Here is a 21,187-nt window from a genome sequence, read left to right as displayed (position 1 = left end):
TCAGAGCCCGATCGTATCGCCCAGGGTCTGCAGCCAGCCCTCGCGGCCCCGCTCGATCACGCTGGGCGCGAGGTCGTGGGTCTGGCCCTCGGCGGGCTCGGGTGCGAACTTCGCCCACGCCTCGGGCATCTCCACCGATGCGTCGACGGGGCTCATGTACATGGCGTCGGGGATGGTCTGCTGAAACTCGTGCGACACCAGGTAGTCGACGACAGCCTGCGCGCCGGCCTTGTTCGCGGCGCCCTGCAGCACGCCAGCGTACTCGACCTGGCGAGTGCAGGTGTCGAGCAGTGCCCGCGTGCGGCTCGCAGTCAGTTCGTCGTCGACGGTGAACGCGGGCGACGAGGCGTAGGAGACGACGATCGGCTTCGTGCCGCCTTCGCCGCCCTGCGTGAACTGGCCGTAGTAGGCGTCGCTCCAGCCCTGCTCGATGCGGGCGCCGTTGTCGGTGAGGCGCTGCCAGTAGTCGGCGAAACCGTCCTCGCCGAACTGCGCCACGGTGCCCACAAGGAAAGAAGCCCCGGTCGAGGATGCGGTCGGGTCGAGCAGCGCGGTGAGCGCGGCGTACTCGGGCTTTGCGAGATCTTCGTAGGTGGCGGGCTCGGCCAGCCCCTGCTCGGCGAACCAGGCGGGGTCGATGTTGACGCAGGTGGCGCCGTGATCGACGGGGGTGAGGGAGAACGGCTCGCCGTCTGCGCCTTCGCCGTCGATCGTGAACGCGAGGCCGCTGTCGGGGAACCCGGCCGGTCGGTAGGGCTCGACGACGTCGCGCTCGATGAGCCGCGAGGCGAAGATGTTGTCGACGCCGAAGAAGGCGTCGGCGATGGGGGCACCCGCGGTGAGCACCAGCTTGTTGGTGAGTTCGCCGCCGTCGCCGGCGGAGATTACCTCGACGTCGTAGCCGGTGGCGGCGCTCGCGGCCGCGGCGACCTCGTCGTTCGGGAACGAATCGTGCACGACGAGCGTGACCTTCTCGGTCTCGGCCTGGCCGTCGGGGGCGGATCCCGCGCAGCCGGTGAGCGCGAGACCGCAGACCGCGGCGAGCGCGATGAGCGGGGCGGCGACACGACGGGCGGGGGTGTGCGTGGGGCGTGCAGGCATCATTGAAGGCTTCCTTCCTCCGCTGGAATGAACCAGATCAGGTTGAACGGTCGGAGCACGCGTGCTCCCTCTCAGCCCCTCGCGTTGGGACTCCCGTGGATTGCCTGTCCAGCCTAACAGCTTGGGCGGGCGGCCAGGCCAATGACTCGGGCGGGCGGATCGGGCTCAGCGCTTGCGGCGCAACCAGGGGCGCGGGCGGTGGGGCGGATCGGGCTCGTCGCCGAGCGGCGCGCCCTCGTCCCAGGAGTAGGCGCGCAACAGTGCCTCGGTGTCGTGGGCGGTGTCGTCATCGACGGCGGTATCTTCGGGTTGGCGAGCGTCGCGGGCTGCGCTTGCACTGGCTGCGCCATCGTGGGCTGCGATCGCGGAGTCGGAGGCGGTGATGTCGAAGGCGGCCGTATCGAGTGCAGCGGTGTCGAATGAAGCCGTATCCTGCACATCTGCGGCATCGTTACCAGCATCATGCGCAGCATTGGCACGCGTGTGAACGAGCGGATCCGCCGCATCATCACCCTGCGCAGCCGCACGCAGCACCTCGTCATCAGACTCGCTCAAGAACGGCAGCGCCCCCGAGTTCGGCTGCTCACCCCGCACCCGCCCCTGCGCCGCTCGCACGGCATCGGGAAGCGCGATCCGCACCCGCTGCAGATCCACCCGCGACGCTGCAACACCGAGCAGCAGACCGGCCCCCAGCTCACCGGCCGCAAGGCCCCCAGTCAGCCACGGCTCAGCACCCACAGTGTCGAGCCTGCCAGGCCCCACCGAACCAGCGGCGAGCGCGCACAGCGCCGCCACCGCGAGCCCCGCAAGAGCCGCAGCAGCAACCGCAGTGGTGAGCACCACAGCCCAGCTCGACCGCCGCTGCAGCGGGCCGCGGGCGAACCACACGCCCAGCAGCACACCCATCAGCACCACCGCCGCCGGGGCGAGCGCGCCGAACGCCCCCCACCCCTGCGGGATCGCCCCGAACAACGGCAGCGCAGGCAAAGGTCCCAACAGCGCCTCGAACGGCGTCGCCGAACTCCCGGCCCCCACCGCGAAGCCCGCCCCCGTCAACCACGCAACGCCCCAGACGACCGCAACAGGCAGCAGCGCCAACTGCACCAGGAATACCAGCACCGATCCCAGCGGATCAAGATGCAAGCCCTGCGTCAACGCGATCACATGCGGGTAGCCCACCACCACCGCAACCGTGAAGGCGAACGCGGCAAGCCCCAGCACAGCAACGATCGCAGCCGTGGCGAGACGCACCACCTCAGCCACGCGCACCGGCATTGCCGCAGCCGCATACGACGCCCCCAGTCGTTCCAGCGCGCGCTGCGCCGCCCGCGTACACGCCTGCCACCAGCCGTGCTCGTCACGCGCAGCACGCACCACGAACGCCGCAGCCGAAACAGCGCCGTAGCTCAGCGCCGGCACCAGCACCTCAAGCCACAGCGGCCACACCCCGAACGGGGCCGCCACCGTCGCCGCAGCGAACGCGACAAGCCCAAAGCCGAACACACCCCCGAGCGACCCCGCGGCGCCCGTGCCACCGCGCGCACCAAACCGCCACCCGGCCCGCGCCGCAAGCAGCACCGTCACGAGGGTGATCCCCAACGGCGCAAGCGAAATCACAAACGCGAGCGGTTCCGGGGCGAGGCCCAACCCCAACGCCGCCTGCGCATCGATCTCAAGCCGCATCGGCACCCAGTGCGCCAGCAGCCACACGCTCGCGATCCCCGCAGCAACAGTGCCCGGTTCTGCAGCCAGCCCAAACACCACCGTCCACAGCAGCAGCGCAGGCACCGCAACAACAGCGAGCCCGGCGAAGGCGACGGCAGCCGCCTCGATCGCGGCGACCACGGCGGTGACTATGGCTCTCATCGCCAGCAGCTTACTCCGCATCCCCGAGGAGGCGCCGACTCACCCCGTGCGGGGCGCGTCGCGGATCAGCGCGAGAATGTCATCACTCAGACCACGGAACTCAGGGCTGCGCTCCGACGCTAGCGTGCGCGGGCGCGCGATGGGCACATCGATAATGCGCTGCACGCGGCCCGGGCGCGGGCTCATCACCACCACCCGATCGCTCGTCACCACGGCCTCATCGATGTCATGCGTGACCAGCAGCACCGTCAGCCGGTGCTGTTCCCAGACCTCGAGCAGCAACTCCTGCATCGTGCGGCGCGTCAGCGCATCGAGCGCCCCGAAAGGCTCATCCATCAGCAGCATGTCCGGGCCATAGCTCAGCGAGCGAGCCAGCGCCACCCGCTGCTGCATGCCGCCCGAAAGCTGTGCCGGGAAAGAACGCTCGAAACCGTCGAGCCCCACCAGCCGCAAGAACTCGCGGGCCCGATCCGCACGATCACCGCGCGACAACCCGGGCTCACCGCGCAAAGCGAACTCGACATTCTGCTGCACCGTCAACCACGGCATCAGCGTGGCCTGCTGAAACACCACCCCACGATCCCGGCCAGGCCCGGTCACCTCACGGCCGCTCACCTCGATAGTGCCCTCGCTCGGCTCATCCAGACCCGCGACAAGCGACAGCAGCGTCGACTTGCCGCAGCCCGACGCGCCCACGATCGACACGAACTCGTTCTCGGCCACCGCCAGATCGACGCCCTCAAGCGCCGTCACCGCGCGATCGCCGCGACCGAACCGCTTCATCAGCCCGGCAATCTTCAGTTTCGGCGCAGCCGCAGCATCACCCGCAGCCACAGCATCACCCGCAGCTGCAGCATCACCCGCAGCCGCAGCCCCGGCCGAAGCCGCCCGATCCTGACCGCTCATGCCCGACCCTCCTGATACGCGAACATCCGGCGCCCCGCGGCACGCATCGCCTGGTCGAGCACCAAACCGAGCAACCCCAGCACGAACACGTAGCCGATGATGAGATCCGTCTGGAAGAAACGCTGCGCCACCGTGATGCGGAAGCCCATCCCGCTCGACGCCGCCACCAACTCAGCAACCACCAACCAGGTCCACGCCCAGCCGAGGGTGATCCGCAACGCATCCCAGATGCGCGGCATCGCCGACGGCACCACGATACGACTGAGCAGCTGCAACCAGCTCAGGCCGAGCGTCTCCCCCAGGCTCACCAGCGTGCGCGGCGTGCGGCGCACCGCATCAGCGACCATCAGCACCTGCTGGAAGAACGTGCCCATCCAGATGATCAGAAACTTCTGCCCCTCATCGATGCCGACCCACACGATCGTCAGCGGCACGAACGCCACCACGGGCATGTAACGAATGAAATCCATCAGAGGCTCGAGCGCGGCCTCGACCCGCGGGCTCACCCCCATCAGCGTGCCGATCGGCACCGCCATCACCGTCGCCAGCACGAAACCCACCAGAATGCGGAACGCGCTCACCCCGATATCGGCCCACAGCTCACCGTTCGCGGCCTGCGCCGCAAGCGCACCCAGCACCTCACCCGGGCCGGGCAAGAACATCGGATCGACAAGCCCGAGCGCCGCGACGAGCGCCCAGATCACGATGAGCAGCACAAAGGTGCCGACGGCCGTCGCGAGGTAGGCGGGGCGGCCGATAGGACGGCCGATGCGGGCGCGGCGGCGCGACTGACGGGGCGGGGCTGTGCTGGTCATCGCTGCGCTGGCTACTTGCCGAGGAATTCGGGGCGGATCGCGCCTTCGGCGTCGACATCGCCCGAGATCAGTCCGATGCGCTGCGCCACCGCGATCAGCGCAGGCAGCGTCTCAGCGGTGTAGTCGCCGTTCAGCAGCTCACGGTTCTCGGCGAGCGTGTAGAAGTGCACGCCGTCGAACGCGCTCTCCAGATCTGCAACATCGGAGCCCACCCCGGCAGCGATCACCGCACGCGCCTCAGCGGTGTGCTCGTCGGTGAACGCGACGGCGTCATCCCACGCGGCAAGCACTTCGCGCACCTCGTCGGGGCGCTGCTCGAGCACGTCGTTGCGCACCACGAGCACATCGGTGATGAGGCCCGGGTACTCGCCCGCGGTGGTAACGGTCTCGATGCCCTTGCCAGCGCTCAGCGCCTCGCTGATGTAGGGCTCGTAGGTGACGCCTGCGTCGATGCTGCCCGACATCAGCGTGGGGGCCACCTTATCGGCCGACAACTCGACGGTCTCGATATCGTCGAACGACATGCCTGCGGTCTCCAGCGCCTCTGCAAGCAGAATCTCGCTCGTCGCGCCCCGCTCGAAGCCCACCTTCTTGCCCGCGAGATCCTCGACAGAGGTGACGCCCTCGCCCGCGATGATCGCGTCGGCCTCGGTTGCCGAGTCGAGCAGCATCACGATCGAGACGTCAACGCCCTCCTCGATGAACTGCAGCGCGGCCTGCGCGCCCACGTTCGCCATATCAAGACGCCCCGCGGCAAGCGCCGCGTTGACATCGGCATCGGCGTTGAAGCTCGACAGCTTCACATCGACGCCACGGTCAGCGAAAAAGCCCTGATCCTCAGCCACATACCACTGGCCGTAGCCCAGCCACGGCTGCGTGCCCATGCGGATCGTATCGCCCGCGGCCTGCTCGGAGGAGGCTGCGCCGCTCGCGCAGCCTGTGAGGCCGAGCGCGAGAGCGGCTGCGGCCGCGGCGGTAACGGAAAGCGAACGAAGCAGACGACTGGTCACAGGGGTCCTTTCGGGGGCTGCCGCGCGGCAGAAGACCGCGGATCGGCTGTTGAGATGCCGGTACGAAGCGGGCGCGCGGATCAGCCCGCGCAACCCCACCATTCTACGTCACCCGTCACGTAGTGACCCGCCGCCGCTCGTGGTGCGCTCGGGGCGAGGGCCGGCGTCGGCCCGGAGCCCGGAATCAAGCCGCGCGTCTCGCGCGAGTGCGGCGGCGTGCGCGCGGTTCTCAGCGCCGAGCTTGACCAAGATACTCGAGACATGTGTTTTGACGGTTGGCACCGAGATGCCAAGCCGTGCCGCGATGCGCGCGTTCGAGCGGCCCGAGCGCATCGCGTCGAGCACCTGCCGTTCTCGAGCCGTAAGCTGTTCGAGGCCCGGCAGCGGCGCCGACACGTTTACCTGCGACGCCGATGCGAATGCGGCGAGCGCCCGCCGGGTCACCCTGGGATCGAGCACGCCCTCGCCAGCCGCGACTCGTCGCACCGCTTCGACGAGCGGAGTCGCCTCTGTGGTCTTCAGCAGGAACCCGGCAGCTCCCGCTCGAATGGCCGCGAGCACCAGTTCGTCTTCGTCGAAGCTCGTGAGCACCAGCACTTCGGCGCTTTCCTCGGCGACGATGCGGCGGGTGGCCTCGACGCCATCGATCCCCGGCATGCGCAGATCCATGAGCACGACGTCGGGGTGCAGTGCAGCCGCGTTGCGGATCGCCGCCGCACCATCGCCTGCTTCACCTACCACGACGACGCCGTGAGTCTCGAGGATCATGCGGAGGCCCTCGCGGATCATGCCGTGGTCGTCGGCGAGTAGCACCCGCGGAGGCGTCTCACCGGCGCGCCCCGAGCTCACCGCCGCAGTCCGCTCATCGTCCCCCGCCTTCACGCTGCTCCCTCCTCGGGCAGTCGGGCGCGCACCGCCCACACGCCGGCGCCCTCCGGCCCGGCGAAGAGATCCCCGCCGAGCGCGCGCACGCGCTCTCGCAGCAGTTCCAGCCCCATTCCACTGCCGATGAGCGCGGGGCTGGCGAGGGCGGAGCCTCCACGCGAGACCACGTCGACGCGCACCTCGCCCTCGCCCCTCGACAGCCGCACGTCGACGTCGGCGCCCGACGAGTGGCGCACGCTGTTCGCGAGCGCCTCGCGCACCACGCTGCCCACGGCCTGATCGAGCTGCGCGGGCAACCCGCTGCCGCCTTCGTCGCTCAGCGTCGCGGCGACCCCTGAACCGTTCGCGGCCTCGACCAGCCCGGGCAGCCCGGCACGGCCGGGCGGCAGCTGGAAGTCACGTTCACCCGTCCGCAGCACCTGGATCATGGTGCGCAGCGCACCGTGGGCTTCAAGGCTCGCGTCGCGCATGGCACGCAGGGCGCGCCGCTCATGTGTCTCGCCAGCAGGGCTCGCGGGCAGTCCGAGCGCGGCCTCGCTGCGGATCGCGATCGCGGAGATGTGCCCTGCGACGACGTCGTGCAGCTCACGGGCCATGCGATCGCGCTCTCCCTGCACCGCGGCGGTGCGGTCGAGCTCGGCGAGCCGGGCAGTGTCGTCGGCTCGCTGTCGGTAGAGCGCGACCAGCTCACGCGACTGCGCAACTGAGTTCGCATACCAGTACGTCAGCCCGGCGAGCCCGACGAACTGGATGCCCACCATCACCGCCTCTCGCGGGTCGTCGGAGAGCACGAGGGCGGCCAGCACGAGAGCAAGCGCGCTCACGATCACCACCCCGAGCATGCGCCTACGCTGGGCCGGGGAGAGGCGAACCGTGCGCGCGTGGAAGAGCTCGAGTAGCACGAGCAGCGGTACGAGCCCACCGACGGTGAGCAGGTCGGCGATAAAGACGCCCCCAGCGGCGATAAGGCCCATCAGCGGCGCGCGACGCCGCAGCAGCACCAGCGCGCAGGCGGGTGCCGCCGTCGCCAGCCCCCACCACGGCGATACCCCGCTCGGCAGCAGCGAGAACATACTCCACAATCCCGACCACCCCAACGCTGCGAGCACGATCGCCAGCACCAAGTAGCAGCCCGCGAGCGCCGCCGGTCGATCGGCGATCGCGCGGAGCACCCCGTGGGGCCGCGCTGTCTCAGTGGTCATACTTCTATCCAAGCAGCAGCATCGGACATTCGTCTCCGTCGAAAGGATGAGGCGGTGTCGTGCCTTCCGCCGATGTGCAGGCGCGGAATAGCCGCGAGAGTGGCGTCATGCTCGTCACCGCCCAGCTTCCGCTCCTCGCCGATGTCCCACTGCCTCTTGCCCTCGCGCTACTCGCCTTGCTCGACGGGCTCAGCGTCGGCACCCTGCTGATCCCCCTGTTCTTTCTCATCGCACCGGGGCCGCCTCGTGTCGCCCGCATCCTGCTATACCTGGGCACGATCACACTGTTCTACCTCGCGATCGGCGTGCTCTTCACGCTGGGCCTCGTCAATCTCATCGACGCGGGACGCGATTTCATCGGCTCGACGCTCGGCCAGTGGGTGCTGCTTGCGGGCGGGCTCGCGCTGCTTGCGAGCGGCATCGTAATCGGGGTGTCGGATGCGCTCAAACGAAAGGCCGCAACGACGGGGCCTGACAGCAACCCGACGGCTCAAACAAGCGGGCGGATCCTGCGGTGGCGCGACCGCCTGCTTTCCGACGGCACGGGACGCGCCGCAGTCGTGGGTGTCGCGCTCGCTGCGGGCCTCGCCGAGGTGGCGGGCATGCTTCCTTACCTCCTCGGCATGACGATGCTGGCCGATGCTCCCATCGGCATGCCGACCCGCTTCGCGATGCTTGCGGGTTACTGCGTCGTGATGATCCTGCCCGCCCTGATCCTGCTGGCTGCACGCCTGGTCGCTGCACGCTCTGTTGACCGCCCGCTGCGCCGCCTCACCGGGTGGATGCAGCGCACGGGCGCGGAGAACACGGCGTGGATTCTCGGCATCATTGGCTTCCTGCTCGCCAGATCAGGCGCGACGCAACTCGGGATTGACCTGCCGATCATAAGTTGAGCAACGGCCGGAAGGATCGTCGTGGCGTGATCCGAGCCGCTACCAGGCTGCGGCGACCGCCCGATGCGTCTCGAACAGCGGGACCGTGGTGCCCTCGGGGGCGCGGCCGAAGCCGCACTCGGTGGCGACGCCGAAGGAGCGGGACACATGCTGCTGGGCAGCCGCAATGCGGCGCTCGGCACCCTCTGCGCCGTCCTCGCGGTGCACGAGACCGAGGTAGAGCTCGGTTTGCTGCGGGATCGCGAGCCCCGCGAGCGCCGCGAAGTACTCGGCGTCGTCGCGTTCGATCGGCACCGGGAGGTGCAGCCAGGTGAGCGGGCGCTCTGCGGCCCCGACCGCGAGGTTCGCGAATCGCACCAGGTTCTCGGTGTCGCGCGGCTCGACGAAGTGCTTCTCGGCAACGTCGCCGTAGCAGAGATGCACGCCCGCCTCCACGTCGGCTGGCACCCTGTCGATCTGGCGCGCAAGCCGCGCACTGGTGCCGGCCCAGACGTCGTCGAACCATTCGTAGGGCTCACCCATGAAGCTCTTCTGCTCTTCAAGCATCGCGAACTCGAGCGCCGCATCCCACTGGATCGCGAGCTCGTGGTGCGGGATCGCAGCGAGCATGCGGTCGAGCTCGGCGGCGAGCGCTCGCTCGTAGACCGGCTCGAACTCGGCGCGATCCGCCGCCCACACGAAACTGCCGACCACACCGAGCGGCGTGGGCAGCGACACCTGGAAGCGGGTGGCCGCGGGAATCACACCCTCACCCTTCAGCCGTGAGAACACGGCGTACGAAGCGAGCGCAGCGTCGGCGTAGCCGAGCGGCGGCAGTTCGAGATCAGCAGCGCGCACCCCCTCGGCGAGGCGCACCTGGCGCATGTCGAGCATGCGCAGCGGGATCGGCGCGTCACCGACTCGCTCAATGCCTTCGGCCGCGCCCAGCCTGTCAGCCTGGAACACGATCCAGTGAAAGCGCTCCCCCACCTCGCCGTCGGGGATGCGCTTGAGGCGGTCACCGAGATGCTCTGCGGCGGTGCGCATCGTGGTCTCGGCGTCGTCGAAGTTGATGCTGCCGACGAGGTGTGCTCCCTGGGGTTCGCTCATGCGCTCCAGTGTAGTGAGCGGGGTTGGAGGCCTGGGTGCTGAGCCCCTGCCCCTGCCCCGCTGCCAGAACGCGCGAAAGGCGGATTTCGCATGCGGATCCAAGGATCCAGCTGCGAAATCCGCCTTTCGAGGGGGTGGATCGCGATCGCACGAGCACAGGCATGCAACAGGGGCGGATCGCACAGCTGCGCGATCCGCCCCTCAGCACCGGCGAGCGCACTCGCCCGCCACCTACAACCCGGCCTGGTTACAGTGCCGCGTACGCCTCGCGCAGCAGCTCTGCGGTCTCGGTGGGAGTCTTGCCCACTTTGACGCCGGCGGCCTCGAGGGCCTCCTTCTTCGCCTGCGCGGTGCCCGCCGAACCCGACACGATGGCGCCGGCGTGGCCCATCGTCTTGCCCTCGGGTGCTGTAAAGCCAGCCACGTAGCCGACCACAGGCTTCGTCACGTTCGCCTTGATGAACTCGGCCGCGCGCTCCTCGGCGTCGCCACCGATCTCACCGATCATCACAATCGCCTTCGTCTCGGGATCTGCCTCGAACGCAGCCAGGGCATCGATGTGCGTCGTGCCGATCACGGGGTCGCCGCCGATACCGATCGCCGTCGAGAAGCCGAGATCGCGCAGCTCGTACATCATCTGGTAGGTGAGCGTGCCCGACTTCGAGACCAGGCCGATCGGCCCCTTGCCCGTGATCGTCGCAGGCGTGATGCCAGCAAGCGCCTCACCGGGCGTGATGATACCGGGGCAGTTCGGCCCGATGATGCGGGTCTTGTTGCCCGTGGCCTTCGCGTGGGCCCACAGCTCCGCCGAATCCTTGACGGGCACCCCCTCGGTGATGATCACCAGCAGGCCGATGCCCGCATCGATGGCCTCGACGGCGGCGTCCTTGGTGAAGGCCGGGGGAACGAAGGCGACCGATACGTCGGCGCCGGTCTGCTCCATGGCCTCGGCGACCGTCGCGAAGACGGGCAGCTCGACAGCATTGCCGTGCTGATCGGTGTGCGTCACCGTGGTGCCGGCCTTGCGGGCGTTCACGCCGCCCACAATGTTCGTGCCCGAGGCGAGCATGCGCGCGGTGTGCTTGGTGCCCTCGCCGCCCGTGATGCCCTGCACGATGACCTTGGAATCCTTGTTCAGGAAGATCGACATTCTGTTGCTTCTTTCCGTGAGTCTCGTGGGTTAGCGGGCGTTAGCGAGTTCGGCAGCCTTGTCGGCGCCCTCGTCCATCGTGGCGGCGAGCGTGACGAGCGGGTGCGCAGCATCGGTGAGGATCCGGCGGCCCTCCTCGACATTGTTGCCGTCGAGTCGCACGACGAGCGGCTTGTTCGCCGAATCACCGAGCTTCTGGAGTGCACCCACGATGCCGTTGGCCACCGCGTCGCAGGCGGTGATGCCGCCGAAGACGTTGACGAACACCGACTTCACCTGCGGATCACCGAGGATCACATCGAGACCCGCAGCCATCACCTCAGCCGAAGCTCCACCGCCGATATCGAGGAAGTTCGCGGGCTTCACCCCGCCGTGGTTCTCGCCGGCATACGCGACCACGTCGAGCGTCGACATCACGAGGCCCGCACCGTTGCCGATCACACCGACCTCGCCATCGAGCTTGACGTAGTTGAGTTCCTGCGCCTTCGCCTTCGCCTCGAGCGGATCCTCAGCGGCCTTGTCTTCGAGCTCTGCGTGCTCGGGGTGACGGAAATCGGCGTTCGCATCCAGCGAGACCTTGCCGTCGAGCGCGATGATGTCACCGGCGCCGGTGAGCACCAGCGGGTTCACCTCGACGAGCGTCGCGTCTTCACCGGTGTATACCGCGTAGAGACGCTCGAACACGGCAGCTACCTTGGCGACCAGCTCTTCGGGGAACTTCGCTGCACGAGCGATCTCCTCGGCCTTCGCGGCGTCGATGCCGACGATCGGATCGACCTCGACGCGCGCCAGCGCCTCCGGCTTCTCGACAGCGAGCTGTTCGATCTCCATCCCACCCTCAACCGAGCACAGCGACAGGTACGAGCGGTTGGCACGATCCAACAGCACCGAGAAGTAGAACTCCTGCGCGATGTCGGCACCGGCGGCGACCATCACACGCTGCACTACGTGCCCCTTGATGTCGAGCCCGAGGATGGCCTGCGCCGCCTCGAAGGCCTCATCGGGGGTCTTCGCGACCTTCACACCGCCGGCCTTTCCGCGGCCGCCGGTCTTTACCTGAGCCTTGACCACGACCACGCCGCCGAGCTTCTCGGCTGCGGCTCGCGCCTCCTCCGGTGTGTCAGCGACGATGCCGGCAAGCACCGGCACTCCGTATCGCTCAAAAAGATCTCGTGCCTGGTACTCGTACAGATCCACGTACTGTCCTTCGCTTGGGAGTAATGGTGATCCGAGGCAGAAAAATGTCTCGATGTCGAGATATATCGACAATTCGAGAGTCTAGCACCGCGATATGGGCGCCTCCTCGCCGCAACTCAGCTCAGGCGCCGTGCGCCACGACCGAGATACAGCGCAGCATCGGCGCGCGCGATCGCCCCGTCCAGCCCCTCGGACGGCTGCACCACCACCACACCCCACGACCACGAGAACGGAGACTCCTCGTGCGCGCGACTCAGATTCGCTTCCAGCTCCCCCGCACCGGCGTGCGCCACCAGCAAGAACTCGTCTCCCCCGAGCCTCGCCACGAAGCCGCCGCCGCGACCGGAGTGCCCGCGCATGCCCACCATCGCAGACCACTGCCGCACCGACTCGCGCAGCGCCGTATCACCGGCCGCATGCCCTCCCGCGTCGTTGACGTGCTTGAAATCATCGAAGTCGATCACGGCCACCGCCAGCGGCTCGTCTAGGCGTGCGGAACGGCGCAGCATCCGCGATCCCGCCTCCGCCATCCCTCGCCGGTTCAGCGCACCCGTCAGCGCGTCGATGCTCGCCTGCGTGCGCAACTGACGACGCACAGCCCGCGCACCCTCAAAGCAGAACAGCATGATGATGAGGGCATAACCGATCATCACGATCGGCGATCCGACGGCATGGCCCATGTTGGGGTTCCAGATCAGCGTGCTCGACACCCGCACCATGCTCAAGCCGATGAACCCCCACGCGATCACCGTGGGGTAGAACCAGGCCACGTAGAGCGCCACCAGCGGCAACTCCAGCAGCGCGTTGATCTCGGCGTGACTGTGGCGGGAAAACAGCAAGAAGTAGCTCGACCAGGCCTCCATGCCTGCCACAACCACCAGGCCCGCCCAGAGCGGATATCGGCGCCCCAACACCAGCGGAATCACCGCCAGCAGCAGGTACAACACCAGCCACAGCACCACCATCCACCGCTGGATGTGCGGATGCCCCACCAATAGGTCGGAGGCGAACACCAACACGAGCATGAGCGGGATCAAAGCACTCACCGTCGAGAACGGCGTCTGCCAGCGCACCCAACGCCGCAGCAGCGCGGCCGCACGGTCGAGCACGCCCGCCATCATGTCGCCCAGCCCGCTAGTCACTGCTACTCACCCGCCGATCACGCCTCGACTGCTTTTCCCGATACAGTTCGACGTCAGCCCCACGCGAGCATCGCCGACGGCGTATCGCCGGCTCTGGACTCTGCGATCCCCGCCGACCAGGGATGAGGGGTTTCGCTCCGCAAGCGGTCTACAATGCTCTGAGCCTCCTCGGCCTGCACATGCGGTAGCAGCAGCACGAACTCATCCCCGCCGATCCTGCCGACAGCGTCACCGGCACGCAGCTCCGCTCGCCAACCCGAAGCCGTCTCGAACAGGGCCTCGTCACCGGCCGTGTGCCCGCGAGTGTCGTTGAGATGTTTGAAGTCGTCGAAATCGATCACCACAAGGCAGAACGGATCCCGCCGGGTCGAGCGGCGCTGCAGGCGGTGCGTGATCCGCTCGATAATCGCGCGCCGATGGTAGGCGCCCGTCAGCGGATCGATTGCGGCCGACTGCGCCTGCCGACGCCACAAATACATGCCGGCACCGAAGCAGAACAGCATCGCGAGCAGCGCATGCACCGCAACGGGGGCCCCGATGACTCCGTACGCTCCGAACAGCGGATTCCTCAGCATCGTGATACCGAACGACACCAGACACACCAGCACCAGCACCAGCGCCAGCCGCGGCCGCACGAACCACCCCAGGTAGAAGGCCACCACTGGGAGCTGCTGAGCGGAGGAGATCACCGCCTGAGGGTCTTCGGCGAGACCCAGATAGTAGGTCTGGGCCACGATGAAGATGAGCACACTGAGGATGCCGATCCACCGCGGAACCTGCTTGCCAAAGATGAACGCCGCGCACCCACCCACCACGCAGAACAGCAGCAGCCCCCACGTCATCGCGGGATTGCCCATGCCGGCGTGGAACACCACATCGACCACAAGCGTGAGCCCGAGCAGCAGCGCAGCCGATGACAGGTACAGGGAGTGCGCATCCTGTCGCCGCATCAGCGCTGAGACTTGCCTCATGACTCCCCTTCCCCGGCGTCTCCCCATCCCGTCGACCACCCTGCCCGTTGCTGCCAGCGTACACACGCTTCAGTGTGGAATCACCCTGATTTCACCCTGCGCGCCGACTCGCGGCCACCGGAATCCCAGGCTGCGAGCGGTATGCTGAGGGGGCTGCTGACAGTGGAGTTTCCCCGCGGAGGCATCAGGCCTCTCCGGCAGCCGGTGAACAAGGGAGGTGGACGTGGAAGAGACCAAGACACCCCAGCGCGAGGGTCTGCGGGCGCGCAAGCGTCGCGCAACCGAAAACGCCATCGAAACCTCGGCCGTGAAGCTGGCCCTCGAACACGGCGTTGAACACGTCACCGTCGAGGCGATCTGCGAGATGGCAGACATCTCACGCAGCACCTTCTTCAACTATTTCGCCGGGCGCGACTACGCCATCGTGGGGCGCGCGATCAACATCCCGGAGGGCGACGCAGCGTTCGGGGTGCTCGACAGCTGCCCCGACAACCTCACCCTTGGCATCCTTCGCCTCGTCTTCGCCGCGATCGGGCACAGCAACGTCAACACCGAGGTGGCCCGTCTGCGCGCCCAACTGCTCGCCGAGCAGCCAGAAGCCGCACGCCTTGCGCTCATCTCCATGCTCGAATCGGCCCACCACCTCACCTCCACGGCCACCGCCTGGCTCATCGCGCACCCCGAGCACGCAAAGCTCGATTCCCCCTCCCGGGAGGCCACAATGGCGGCGTCGCTCGCGCACGGCGTCATCAGCGCGCAGCTCGGCGAGTGGATGCAGCGCGACGGCGACATCGCCGCCGACGAAGACGACCTCACGCGCATCATGCAGGAGTACCGCATCCTCATCGGCTGAGCCGACTGGCCGCGAAGATTCGCAGGCCTCTGTGCGCGGATCAGGGCGGATCGGGCGGCGGATCGCGCCAGCGATCGACCCCCGTCACCACACCCGCGGCTCAGTCAACCTTCGCGATCGGAGCGAGCTTCACGAGCAGCTTGCGCTCCCCGACAGCGTCGAACACGACGTGCGCGATCCGCTTCGAACCAGCACCAGTGATGCTCGTCACCCGGCCTTCGCCGTACTCGTCGTGGCGGATGCGATCGCCAGAGGCGAGTTCGAGGTCGCCATTGTCGCGCGCGGCACCGCCGATCATATTGGGAAAGCCACCTCCCGCGGCCTGCGCCGCCTTCGCCTGCCGTTTGCGCTCGCGCCACTTGTCGAGCGCTGACTGCATATTGCCGCTGGCCGGCTCGCTGACAGCCGCTGATCCGTAGCCGCCCGAGGTGCCAAACGACACTGAGGATTCAACGCGCCCCCGCGCCCGAGCGGCACCCGACCCGTAGCCCGAGCCCGAGCCTCGAGGCGCATTGAGCGCGCGCGATTCAGTGCCGCCGCGGCCCGTGACCTCGCCAGGCGACTGCCGCCAGTCGATCAGCCCCTCGGGGATCTCCTGCAGGAAGCGCGACGGCATCGCAACAGACACGTCGCCGAAGGTGGCGCGGGTGGAGGCGAGCGTGAGGTACAGCTGCTCGCGGGCGCGCGTGATGCCGACGTACATCAGTCGCCGCTCCTCACTGATGCCCCCGACCTCATCGACCGACATCTGGTGCGGCAGCAGCCCCTCTTCCACCCCCGTGATGAACACGGCCTTGAACTCGAGGCCCTTCGCGGTGTGCATGGTCATGAGCGAGACGGTGCCGCTGGTGTCGTCGAGATCATCTGCGGCAGCGACAAGACTGACCTCGGTGAGGAATGCGATGAGGCCGGCGCCCGGCTGCTTCGCGTCGAACTCGCGGGCCACTGCGATGAGCTCTTCGAGGTTCTCGGCGCGCGCATCGTCTTGCGGGTCGCGTTTGGCCCGCAGCTTCTCGATCATCTCGGTCTCGTCGAGGATGAGCTTGAGCACGTCACCCACCGGGGCGGGCTTCGCTTCTTCTGCTGAGTCGTCGGTCGCACCGCCGCCCGCGGCCATACGAGCGGCACGGGTGAGCAATTCGGCGAGCTGCCGCACGGTGCCGCGCAGCTTCGGCCCGATGGCGGCGATCTCGTCGACGCGCAGCATGGCGTCGTGGAACGAGATGCCCTGCGCCTCCTGGAAGTTGGCGAGGTGCGCCTCTGCCATCGGCCCGATCCCCCGCTTGGGGGCGCCCAGCAGCCGCGACCACGCGATCGGGTCGTAGGGATTGGCGATGCTGGTGAGGTAGGCCATCGCGTCTTTGATCTCGGCGCGCTCGTAGAACTTGGTGCCGCCGAGCACCCGGTATGGGATCGCGGATCGGATGAGCAGCTCTTCGAGCGCTCGGGTCTGCGAGTTGGTGCGGTAGAACACGGCGACGTCACCGTAAGCCATGCCGCCCCGGTGCAGTTCTTCGATCTCCTCGGCGACGAAGCGCGCCTCGTCGTGCTGCGAATATCCGGTGAAGCCCACGATCTTCGCGCCGTCGCCCTCGGTGGTGAAGAGGTTCTTCTCCTGGCGGTCGAAGTTGTTGCCGATGACGGCGTTGGCCGCCGACAGGATGTTCTGGGTGGAGCGGTAATTCTGTTCGAGCTTCACGACCTCGGCGCCGCGGAAGTCGCGCTCGAACTCGACGATGTTGCGGATGTCGGCCCCGCGGAAGGCGTAGATCGACTGATCGCTGTCACCCACGACGGTGAGGCTGGCCGGCGGGATGCGGCCGCTCGCGTCGAGCTCGCGAGCCCTGGCGGGAGGCACGAGCCTGCTGACCTCTTCGGGCTCGATGTGGCGAGTGAGTTCGCGGATCAGGGAGTACTGGGCGTGGTTGGTGTCTTGGTATTCGTCGACGAGGATGTGGCGGAAGCGCCGCTGGTAAACCGCCGCAATGTCGGGGTGCGCGCGGAAGAGCTGCACGGTCTGGCCGATGAGATCGTCGAAGTCGAAGGCGTTGGCGCGGCGCAGCTCCTGCTCGTACATCTTGAAGATCTCGACGAAGAGGCGATCCCGCGGGTCGCTCTCGTTCATCGTCGCGGCGTAGTCGTCGGCGTCGCTCAGTTCGTTCTTGAGCTTGGAGATCTTCGAGCCGGCGTTCGCTGGGGTGAAGCCGTAGGTGTCGGCGTCGAGCTCCTTGATGATGCGCTTGAGCAGCGCGCGCGAATCGGCAGAGTCGTAGATGGTGAAGCCCGAGACGTAGCCGAAGCGCTCGGCTTCGCGCCGCAGGATGCGCACACATGCGGAGTGGAAGGTGGAGACCCACATGCCCTGCGCACCCTCGCCGAGCAGCCCTTCGATGCGCTCGCGCATCTCGGCTGCGGCTTTGTTGGTGAAGGTGATCGCGAGGATCTGGCTCGGCCACGCTTCTTTGTTGCGGATGAGGTGAGCGATGCGGTGGGTAAGCACGCGGGTTTTGCCGGATCCGGCGCCGGCGACGATCAGCAGCGCCGGGCCGCGGGACACCACGGCCCGCTCCTGCGCCGGGTTCAGCCCATCAAGCAGCGGATCGCGGCCATCTGCCGCCCCCGCGCCGCCCGCCGAAGGACCACCGAACGGAGCCCCTGGCTCCAGAAGTTCAAACTCGCTCATCGTGGGATCCAGTCTAGGCATGACCACTGACATTCACGTCCGAGCCTCACCCGATCCGCCCCCTCACTCCGTTCCTCTCCACCCACCCGATCCACCCCCACCCCTGCCCTGCCATCGAGGTCACCCGTATGGCCGTCACCCACCTCCGCAAACGACCCCACGGGTGACCCCGATGACACTCCGAGTCGAGCACGGTGACGCGACGTGGATCTGAACCGTTCGCCCAGACCGGCAGAATAGAGGGATGGCTACTCCCAGCGTGCTCGTCTTCGCGACGGGCGGCACGATCGGCATGCACGAGACCGACACGGGGCTCGCACCCGACCCCGATTTCCCCGAGGTGCTCGAAGGCCTCGTGGCCGGCATCTGCGGCCCACTCGGCGTCGAGGCGCGCATCAACCACCTGCTCCCCGCGATCGACAGCGCGAACGCCGACGCCGACACCGCACCCCGAATCGCCCGCGCGATCAGCGCTCGCGTGCGCACCCACCGCCCTCGCGGGGTCGTCATCCTGCACGGCACCGACACCCTCGCTTACACGGCGTCGCGGCTCGCGTTCGAACTCTCGGGTATCGGCAGCCCCGTCGTGGTGACAGGCAGCCAGCTCGCCCACGGTGCCCCCGGCACCGACGCCGTCGATAACCTTGCGCTCGCAATCCGCGCCTCGGTGAAGGCGGCACCCGGCGCGCCCGTGTCGGTGGCGTTCGGGGGCGCGATCCTGCCCGCCGTGCGCGCGGTCAAGCACGACAGCGTCTCACTCGCGGCGTTTCGCGCCGAGCGTGCGCTCGCTGCCGGACCCGCCGGAGTGCCTGCGGCCCCGGCCGGCCAGCACTCCCCAGCCGCACCCGCCCGCGTGCTCTCATTCCGCTTCACTCCGGCGGTGACCGCGGCCGATCTGCGCGCGGCTGTGGGCGGGCAGCCCGAGGGGCTCGTGCTGGAGTGCTACGGTTCGGGCAACGCGCCCATGGCGCGGCCAGGCATGCTGGGCGCGCTGCGCGAAATCTGCGGATCGCTGCCCGTGGTGGCCGTGACGCAGTGCTCGGTCGGAGGCGTGGATCTTGCCCGCTACGCGGTCGGTCGCGAGCTGGCGGCGGCGGGTGTGATCGACGGATCCGACCTCACCGCGGAGGCCGCAACGGCCAAGCTCGGCTTCCTGCTCGACCGCGGCCACCGCGGCGCCGAACTGCGCACGCTGATGGAGCAGAACCTCGTCGGCGAACTCACCCGCTGAGCCCCCGAGCTGCCCCCCCCCCCCCCCCTCACCCTCCACCTCAGCGCACCGATCGACGATCCAGCACCCCGAACACCCGAATGGGGGCGCGAGAACGTCGATCGGTGCGCGTAGAGAGTCAGCAGGGGCGAGTATGAAGACAGGTCTGGTCGAGCAGGAGACGGCAGCTAGAGCAGCTACAGCAGCGAGAGCGGCTACGCTCGCGCGTCGCGGATCGCCACGCCAAGATCGGGGTGATCGAGGAAGACGCCGTCTACTCCTGAGCGCATGAGCAGCCCGAACTCCGCCTGCCAGTCGCCCCACTCGGCCCCGCGCAGCGAGCTCTGGTGGCGCACGTTGAGGTAGCGGTTCTCGGGCCGCAGCGTCCAGGTGTAGACGAGCAAGCCACGCGCGTGCCCCCGCGCCACGAGGTCGGTGTTGCCGATCGCGCGCCCCAGCGCGTTCACCCTGATCAGATTGCCTTTGGCGACGCTGATGCCATCGACCCGCTGTGCGAGCAGATCGAGCCCCGGGTCGCTGCGGTACCAGGCGAAGCTGCGCGACGGGGCGCTGTCGACGGGTTCGTCGGCAGGCGACCCCAATCGGTCGGTAAGAAACACGAGGTCGGCGTGCACCCCGGCGGTGCGCAGCCGATCCAGCACCCCCAGCTCGAACGATTCGATCACCAGACGTTCGCGATCCGCATCCCACCCGGTGGCCGCGAGCTCGGCGAGCAGCAGCGCGCCAAGGTCGTGCCCGATGCTCGCGAAATAGGCGGCGTGCTTCACCTCGATCACGGCACCTAACCGCCGGTCCAGCCGCTCACTCGCCGCATCGATGATCGCGAGCACGTCGCGCAGGCGCAGGATCGGCTCGGTGCCGTCAAACTCACGATTGCCGGGACGCACCCGCGGCAGCCGCTCGGTGCAGCGCAGCGTCGCGAGCTCATCCCAGGTGAAATCCTCAGTGAACCACCCGGTGAGGCGTTTACCGTCGATGGTCTTGGTGGTGCGGCGATCCGCGAACTCGGGGTGCTGCGCGACGTCGGTGGTGCCTGAGATCTCGTTCTCGTGCCGCACCACCAGCACCCCGTCGCGTGTGGCTACGATGTCCGGCTCCGCAGCGTCGGCACCGAGTTCGAAGGCGAGCCGGTAGGAGGAGGCGCTGTGCTCGGGGCGGTAGCCCGGTGCCCCACGGTGGCCGATGATGAGGGGCGCAGGGTCCGGGCTCTCCATGCGACCAGCCTATCCGCGCTGCGCGAACACGGGCTGCGGATCGGGCAGAGTCACAGCCACGGAGGCATCACCTGTGGATAAGCTGGAACAGACCCATACGCCAGGAAAGGATTCCGACGCATGAGCAACCCGGCTCTCAGCAATAACCCGGCACTCAACGGCAAGACCCTCACCGCTGATGAGCTGCGCCGCATCTACGATCAGCCTGCCGCGCAGACGCAGCGGCCAGGCATCGACGAACCGGTCGCGGAGGCCGGTTTCGGCGGCGAGCAGCCGCCCGTCATCGCCCCCTCCGACCGACCCATGACCTACGAGAACACCATCTCCAAGACGGTGATGCTGTTCCTCATCGTGCTCGTCTTCGGCGCGGTCGGCTGGTTCATGCCGCTCCTGACGCTGCCCGCGGCGATCATCGGCCTGGTGCTCGGCCTCGTCAACTCCTTCAAAAAGGAGCCGAGCGTTCCCCTCATCGTGCTCTACGCGGTGTTCCAGGGCGTGTTCCTCGGCGGCATCTCGAGCGTTTTCGAGGCGCAGTGGTCGGGCATCGTGTCGCAGGCGATCATCGGCACCCTGTCGGTGTTCGGCGTGACTCTGCTGCTCTTCCGCAGCGGCAAGGTGCGCACCAGCCCGAGGCTCAACAAGATCTTCATGATCGCCATCTTCGGCTATCTGGCGTTCTCCGTCGTCAATCTGGTGCTCATGCTCTTCGGCATCAACCAGAATCCGTGGGGTCTGCGCACCGGCTGGATCGGCGTCGCGATCGGCGTCCTGGCCGTGCTGCTCGCCGCGTACTCGCTCGTCATGGACTTCGAGCTCATCCAGAACGGCGTGAAGAACCGCGTGCCCGAGAAGTGGGCCTGGTCGGCGGCTTTCGGCCTCATGGTGACGCTGATCTGGCTGTACGTCGAGATCCTGCGTATCCTCGCGATCCTGCGCGGCGACTAATATCGTCTGCGACGCCGGAGCCTCGCGCTCCGGC

18 protein-coding genes and 1 riboswitch are annotated in these 21,187 nt (G+C 68.0%); of the genes, 4 read left to right on the top strand and 14 right to left on the bottom strand.

What is annotated here, in order from left to right; all coding sequences use genetic code 11:
* From WFL22_RS01465 to WFL22_RS01435, 7 genes are all read right to left on the bottom strand, one after another.
* Positions 1-1,104 carry a thiamine ABC transporter substrate-binding protein gene (locus tag WFL22_RS01465; protein WP_336991180.1) on the bottom strand — a complete coding sequence of 368 codons (1,104 nt, stop codon included), beginning with the start codon at positions 1,102-1,104 and terminating at the stop codon, positions 1-3.
* A riboswitch (TPP riboswitch) is annotated at positions 1,099-1,208 on the bottom strand. (Overlaps the previous gene by 6 nt.)
* 58 nt (positions 1,209-1,266) lie before the next feature.
* On the bottom strand, positions 1,267-2,967 hold the full coding sequence (locus WFL22_RS01460) for a cell division protein PerM (protein WP_336991179.1): 1,701 nt from the start codon (positions 2,965-2,967) through the stop codon (positions 1,267-1,269).
* A gap of 39 nt (positions 2,968-3,006) precedes the next feature.
* The gene (locus WFL22_RS01455; RefSeq protein ID WP_336991178.1) at positions 3,007-3,873 is read right to left on the bottom strand and encodes an ABC transporter ATP-binding protein; all 867 of its coding nucleotides are present in this window, start codon (positions 3,871-3,873) and stop codon (positions 3,007-3,009) included.
* Entirely contained in the window at positions 3,870-4,688 is an 819-nt protein-coding gene (locus tag WFL22_RS01450; protein ID WP_336991177.1) for an ABC transporter permease, read from the bottom strand. Before WFL22_RS01450 ends, WFL22_RS01455 begins: the two co-directional genes overlap by 4 nt.
* 11 nt (positions 4,689-4,699) lie before the next feature.
* The gene (locus WFL22_RS01445; protein WP_336991175.1) at positions 4,700-5,698 is read right to left on the bottom strand and encodes an aliphatic sulfonate ABC transporter substrate-binding protein; all 999 of its coding nucleotides are present in this window, start codon (positions 5,696-5,698) and stop codon (positions 4,700-4,702) included.
* A gap of 108 nt (positions 5,699-5,806) precedes the next feature.
* On the bottom strand, positions 5,807-6,487 hold the full coding sequence (locus WFL22_RS01440; protein ID WP_442918956.1) for a response regulator: 681 nt from the start codon (positions 6,485-6,487) through the stop codon (positions 5,807-5,809).
* An 89-nt stretch (positions 6,488-6,576) separates the two neighbouring features.
* Positions 6,577-7,785 carry a sensor histidine kinase gene (locus tag WFL22_RS01435; RefSeq protein ID WP_336651482.1) on the bottom strand — a complete coding sequence of 403 codons (1,209 nt, stop codon included), beginning with the start codon at positions 7,783-7,785 and terminating at the stop codon, positions 6,577-6,579.
* Between the two features lie 107 nt (positions 7,786-7,892).
* Here WFL22_RS01435 and WFL22_RS01430 point away from each other — a divergent pair, with 107 nt between their 5' ends.
* Positions 7,893-8,678 (top strand): GAP family protein, encoded by a 786-nt coding sequence (locus tag WFL22_RS01430; RefSeq protein WP_336651483.1) that lies wholly within the window; start codon positions 7,893-7,895, stop codon positions 8,676-8,678.
* 39 nt (positions 8,679-8,717) lie between these two features.
* Here WFL22_RS01430 and WFL22_RS01425 read toward each other — a convergent pair whose 3' ends face one another.
* From WFL22_RS01425 to WFL22_RS01405, 5 genes are all read right to left on the bottom strand, one after another.
* A complete protein-coding gene (locus tag WFL22_RS01425) occupies positions 8,718-9,767 on the bottom strand; it encodes a hypothetical protein (protein WP_336991174.1) in 1,050 nt (349 codons plus the stop codon).
* Positions 9,768-10,014: 247 nt separating this feature from the next.
* The gene (gene sucD / locus WFL22_RS01420) at positions 10,015-10,917 is read right to left on the bottom strand and encodes a succinate--CoA ligase subunit alpha (protein ID WP_336651485.1); all 903 of its coding nucleotides are present in this window, start codon (positions 10,915-10,917) and stop codon (positions 10,015-10,017) included.
* 30 nt (positions 10,918-10,947) lie between these two features.
* Positions 10,948-12,114, bottom strand: coding sequence for an ADP-forming succinate--CoA ligase subunit beta (gene sucC / locus WFL22_RS01415; RefSeq protein ID WP_336991173.1), 1,167 nt, complete (start codon positions 12,112-12,114; stop codon positions 10,948-10,950).
* 116 nt (positions 12,115-12,230) lie between these two features.
* On the bottom strand, positions 12,231-13,256 hold the full coding sequence (locus WFL22_RS01410) for a GGDEF domain-containing protein (RefSeq protein WP_336991172.1): 1,026 nt from the start codon (positions 13,254-13,256) through the stop codon (positions 12,231-12,233).
* A gap of 53 nt (positions 13,257-13,309) precedes the next feature.
* The gene (locus WFL22_RS01405) at positions 13,310-14,227 is read right to left on the bottom strand and encodes a GGDEF domain-containing protein (protein WP_336991171.1); all 918 of its coding nucleotides are present in this window, start codon (positions 14,225-14,227) and stop codon (positions 13,310-13,312) included.
* Between the two features lie 223 nt (positions 14,228-14,450).
* On the opposite strand from WFL22_RS01405, the gene WFL22_RS01400 reads away from it, so the two are divergent.
* Positions 14,451-15,080, top strand: coding sequence for a TetR/AcrR family transcriptional regulator (locus WFL22_RS01400; protein WP_336991170.1), 630 nt, complete (start codon positions 14,451-14,453; stop codon positions 15,078-15,080).
* 100 nt (positions 15,081-15,180) lie between these two features.
* Here WFL22_RS01400 and WFL22_RS01395 read toward each other — a convergent pair whose 3' ends face one another.
* A complete protein-coding gene (locus WFL22_RS01395) occupies positions 15,181-17,763 on the bottom strand; it encodes an ATP-dependent helicase (protein WP_336991169.1) in 2,583 nt (860 codons plus the stop codon).
* 244 nt (positions 17,764-18,007) lie between these two features.
* On the opposite strand from WFL22_RS01395, the gene WFL22_RS01390 reads away from it, so the two are divergent.
* Positions 18,008-18,994, top strand: coding sequence for an asparaginase domain-containing protein (locus WFL22_RS01390; RefSeq protein ID WP_336651491.1), 987 nt, complete (start codon positions 18,008-18,010; stop codon positions 18,992-18,994).
* Positions 18,995-19,188: 194 nt separating this feature from the next.
* On the opposite strand, the gene WFL22_RS01385 is transcribed toward WFL22_RS01390, so the two are convergent.
* Complete coding sequence (locus WFL22_RS01385) at positions 19,189-20,208, bottom strand: glycerophosphodiester phosphodiesterase family protein (RefSeq protein ID WP_336991168.1); 1,020 nt, start codon at positions 20,206-20,208, stop codon at positions 19,189-19,191.
* A 120-nt stretch (positions 20,209-20,328) separates the two neighbouring features.
* Between WFL22_RS01385 and WFL22_RS01380 the strand changes: the two genes are divergently transcribed.
* Positions 20,329-21,153, top strand: a complete 825-nt coding sequence (locus tag WFL22_RS01380; RefSeq protein ID WP_336651493.1) for a Bax inhibitor-1/YccA family protein — start codon at positions 20,329-20,331, stop codon at positions 21,151-21,153.
* Positions 21,154-21,187 lie beyond the last annotated feature (34 nt).

It is taken from the genome of Leucobacter sp. VD1 (assembly GCF_037150695.1).
Taxonomy (GTDB): Bacteria; Actinomycetota; Actinomycetes; order Actinomycetales; family Microbacteriaceae; genus Leucobacter.
This window is presented reverse-complemented; position numbering and strand designations above follow the sequence as displayed.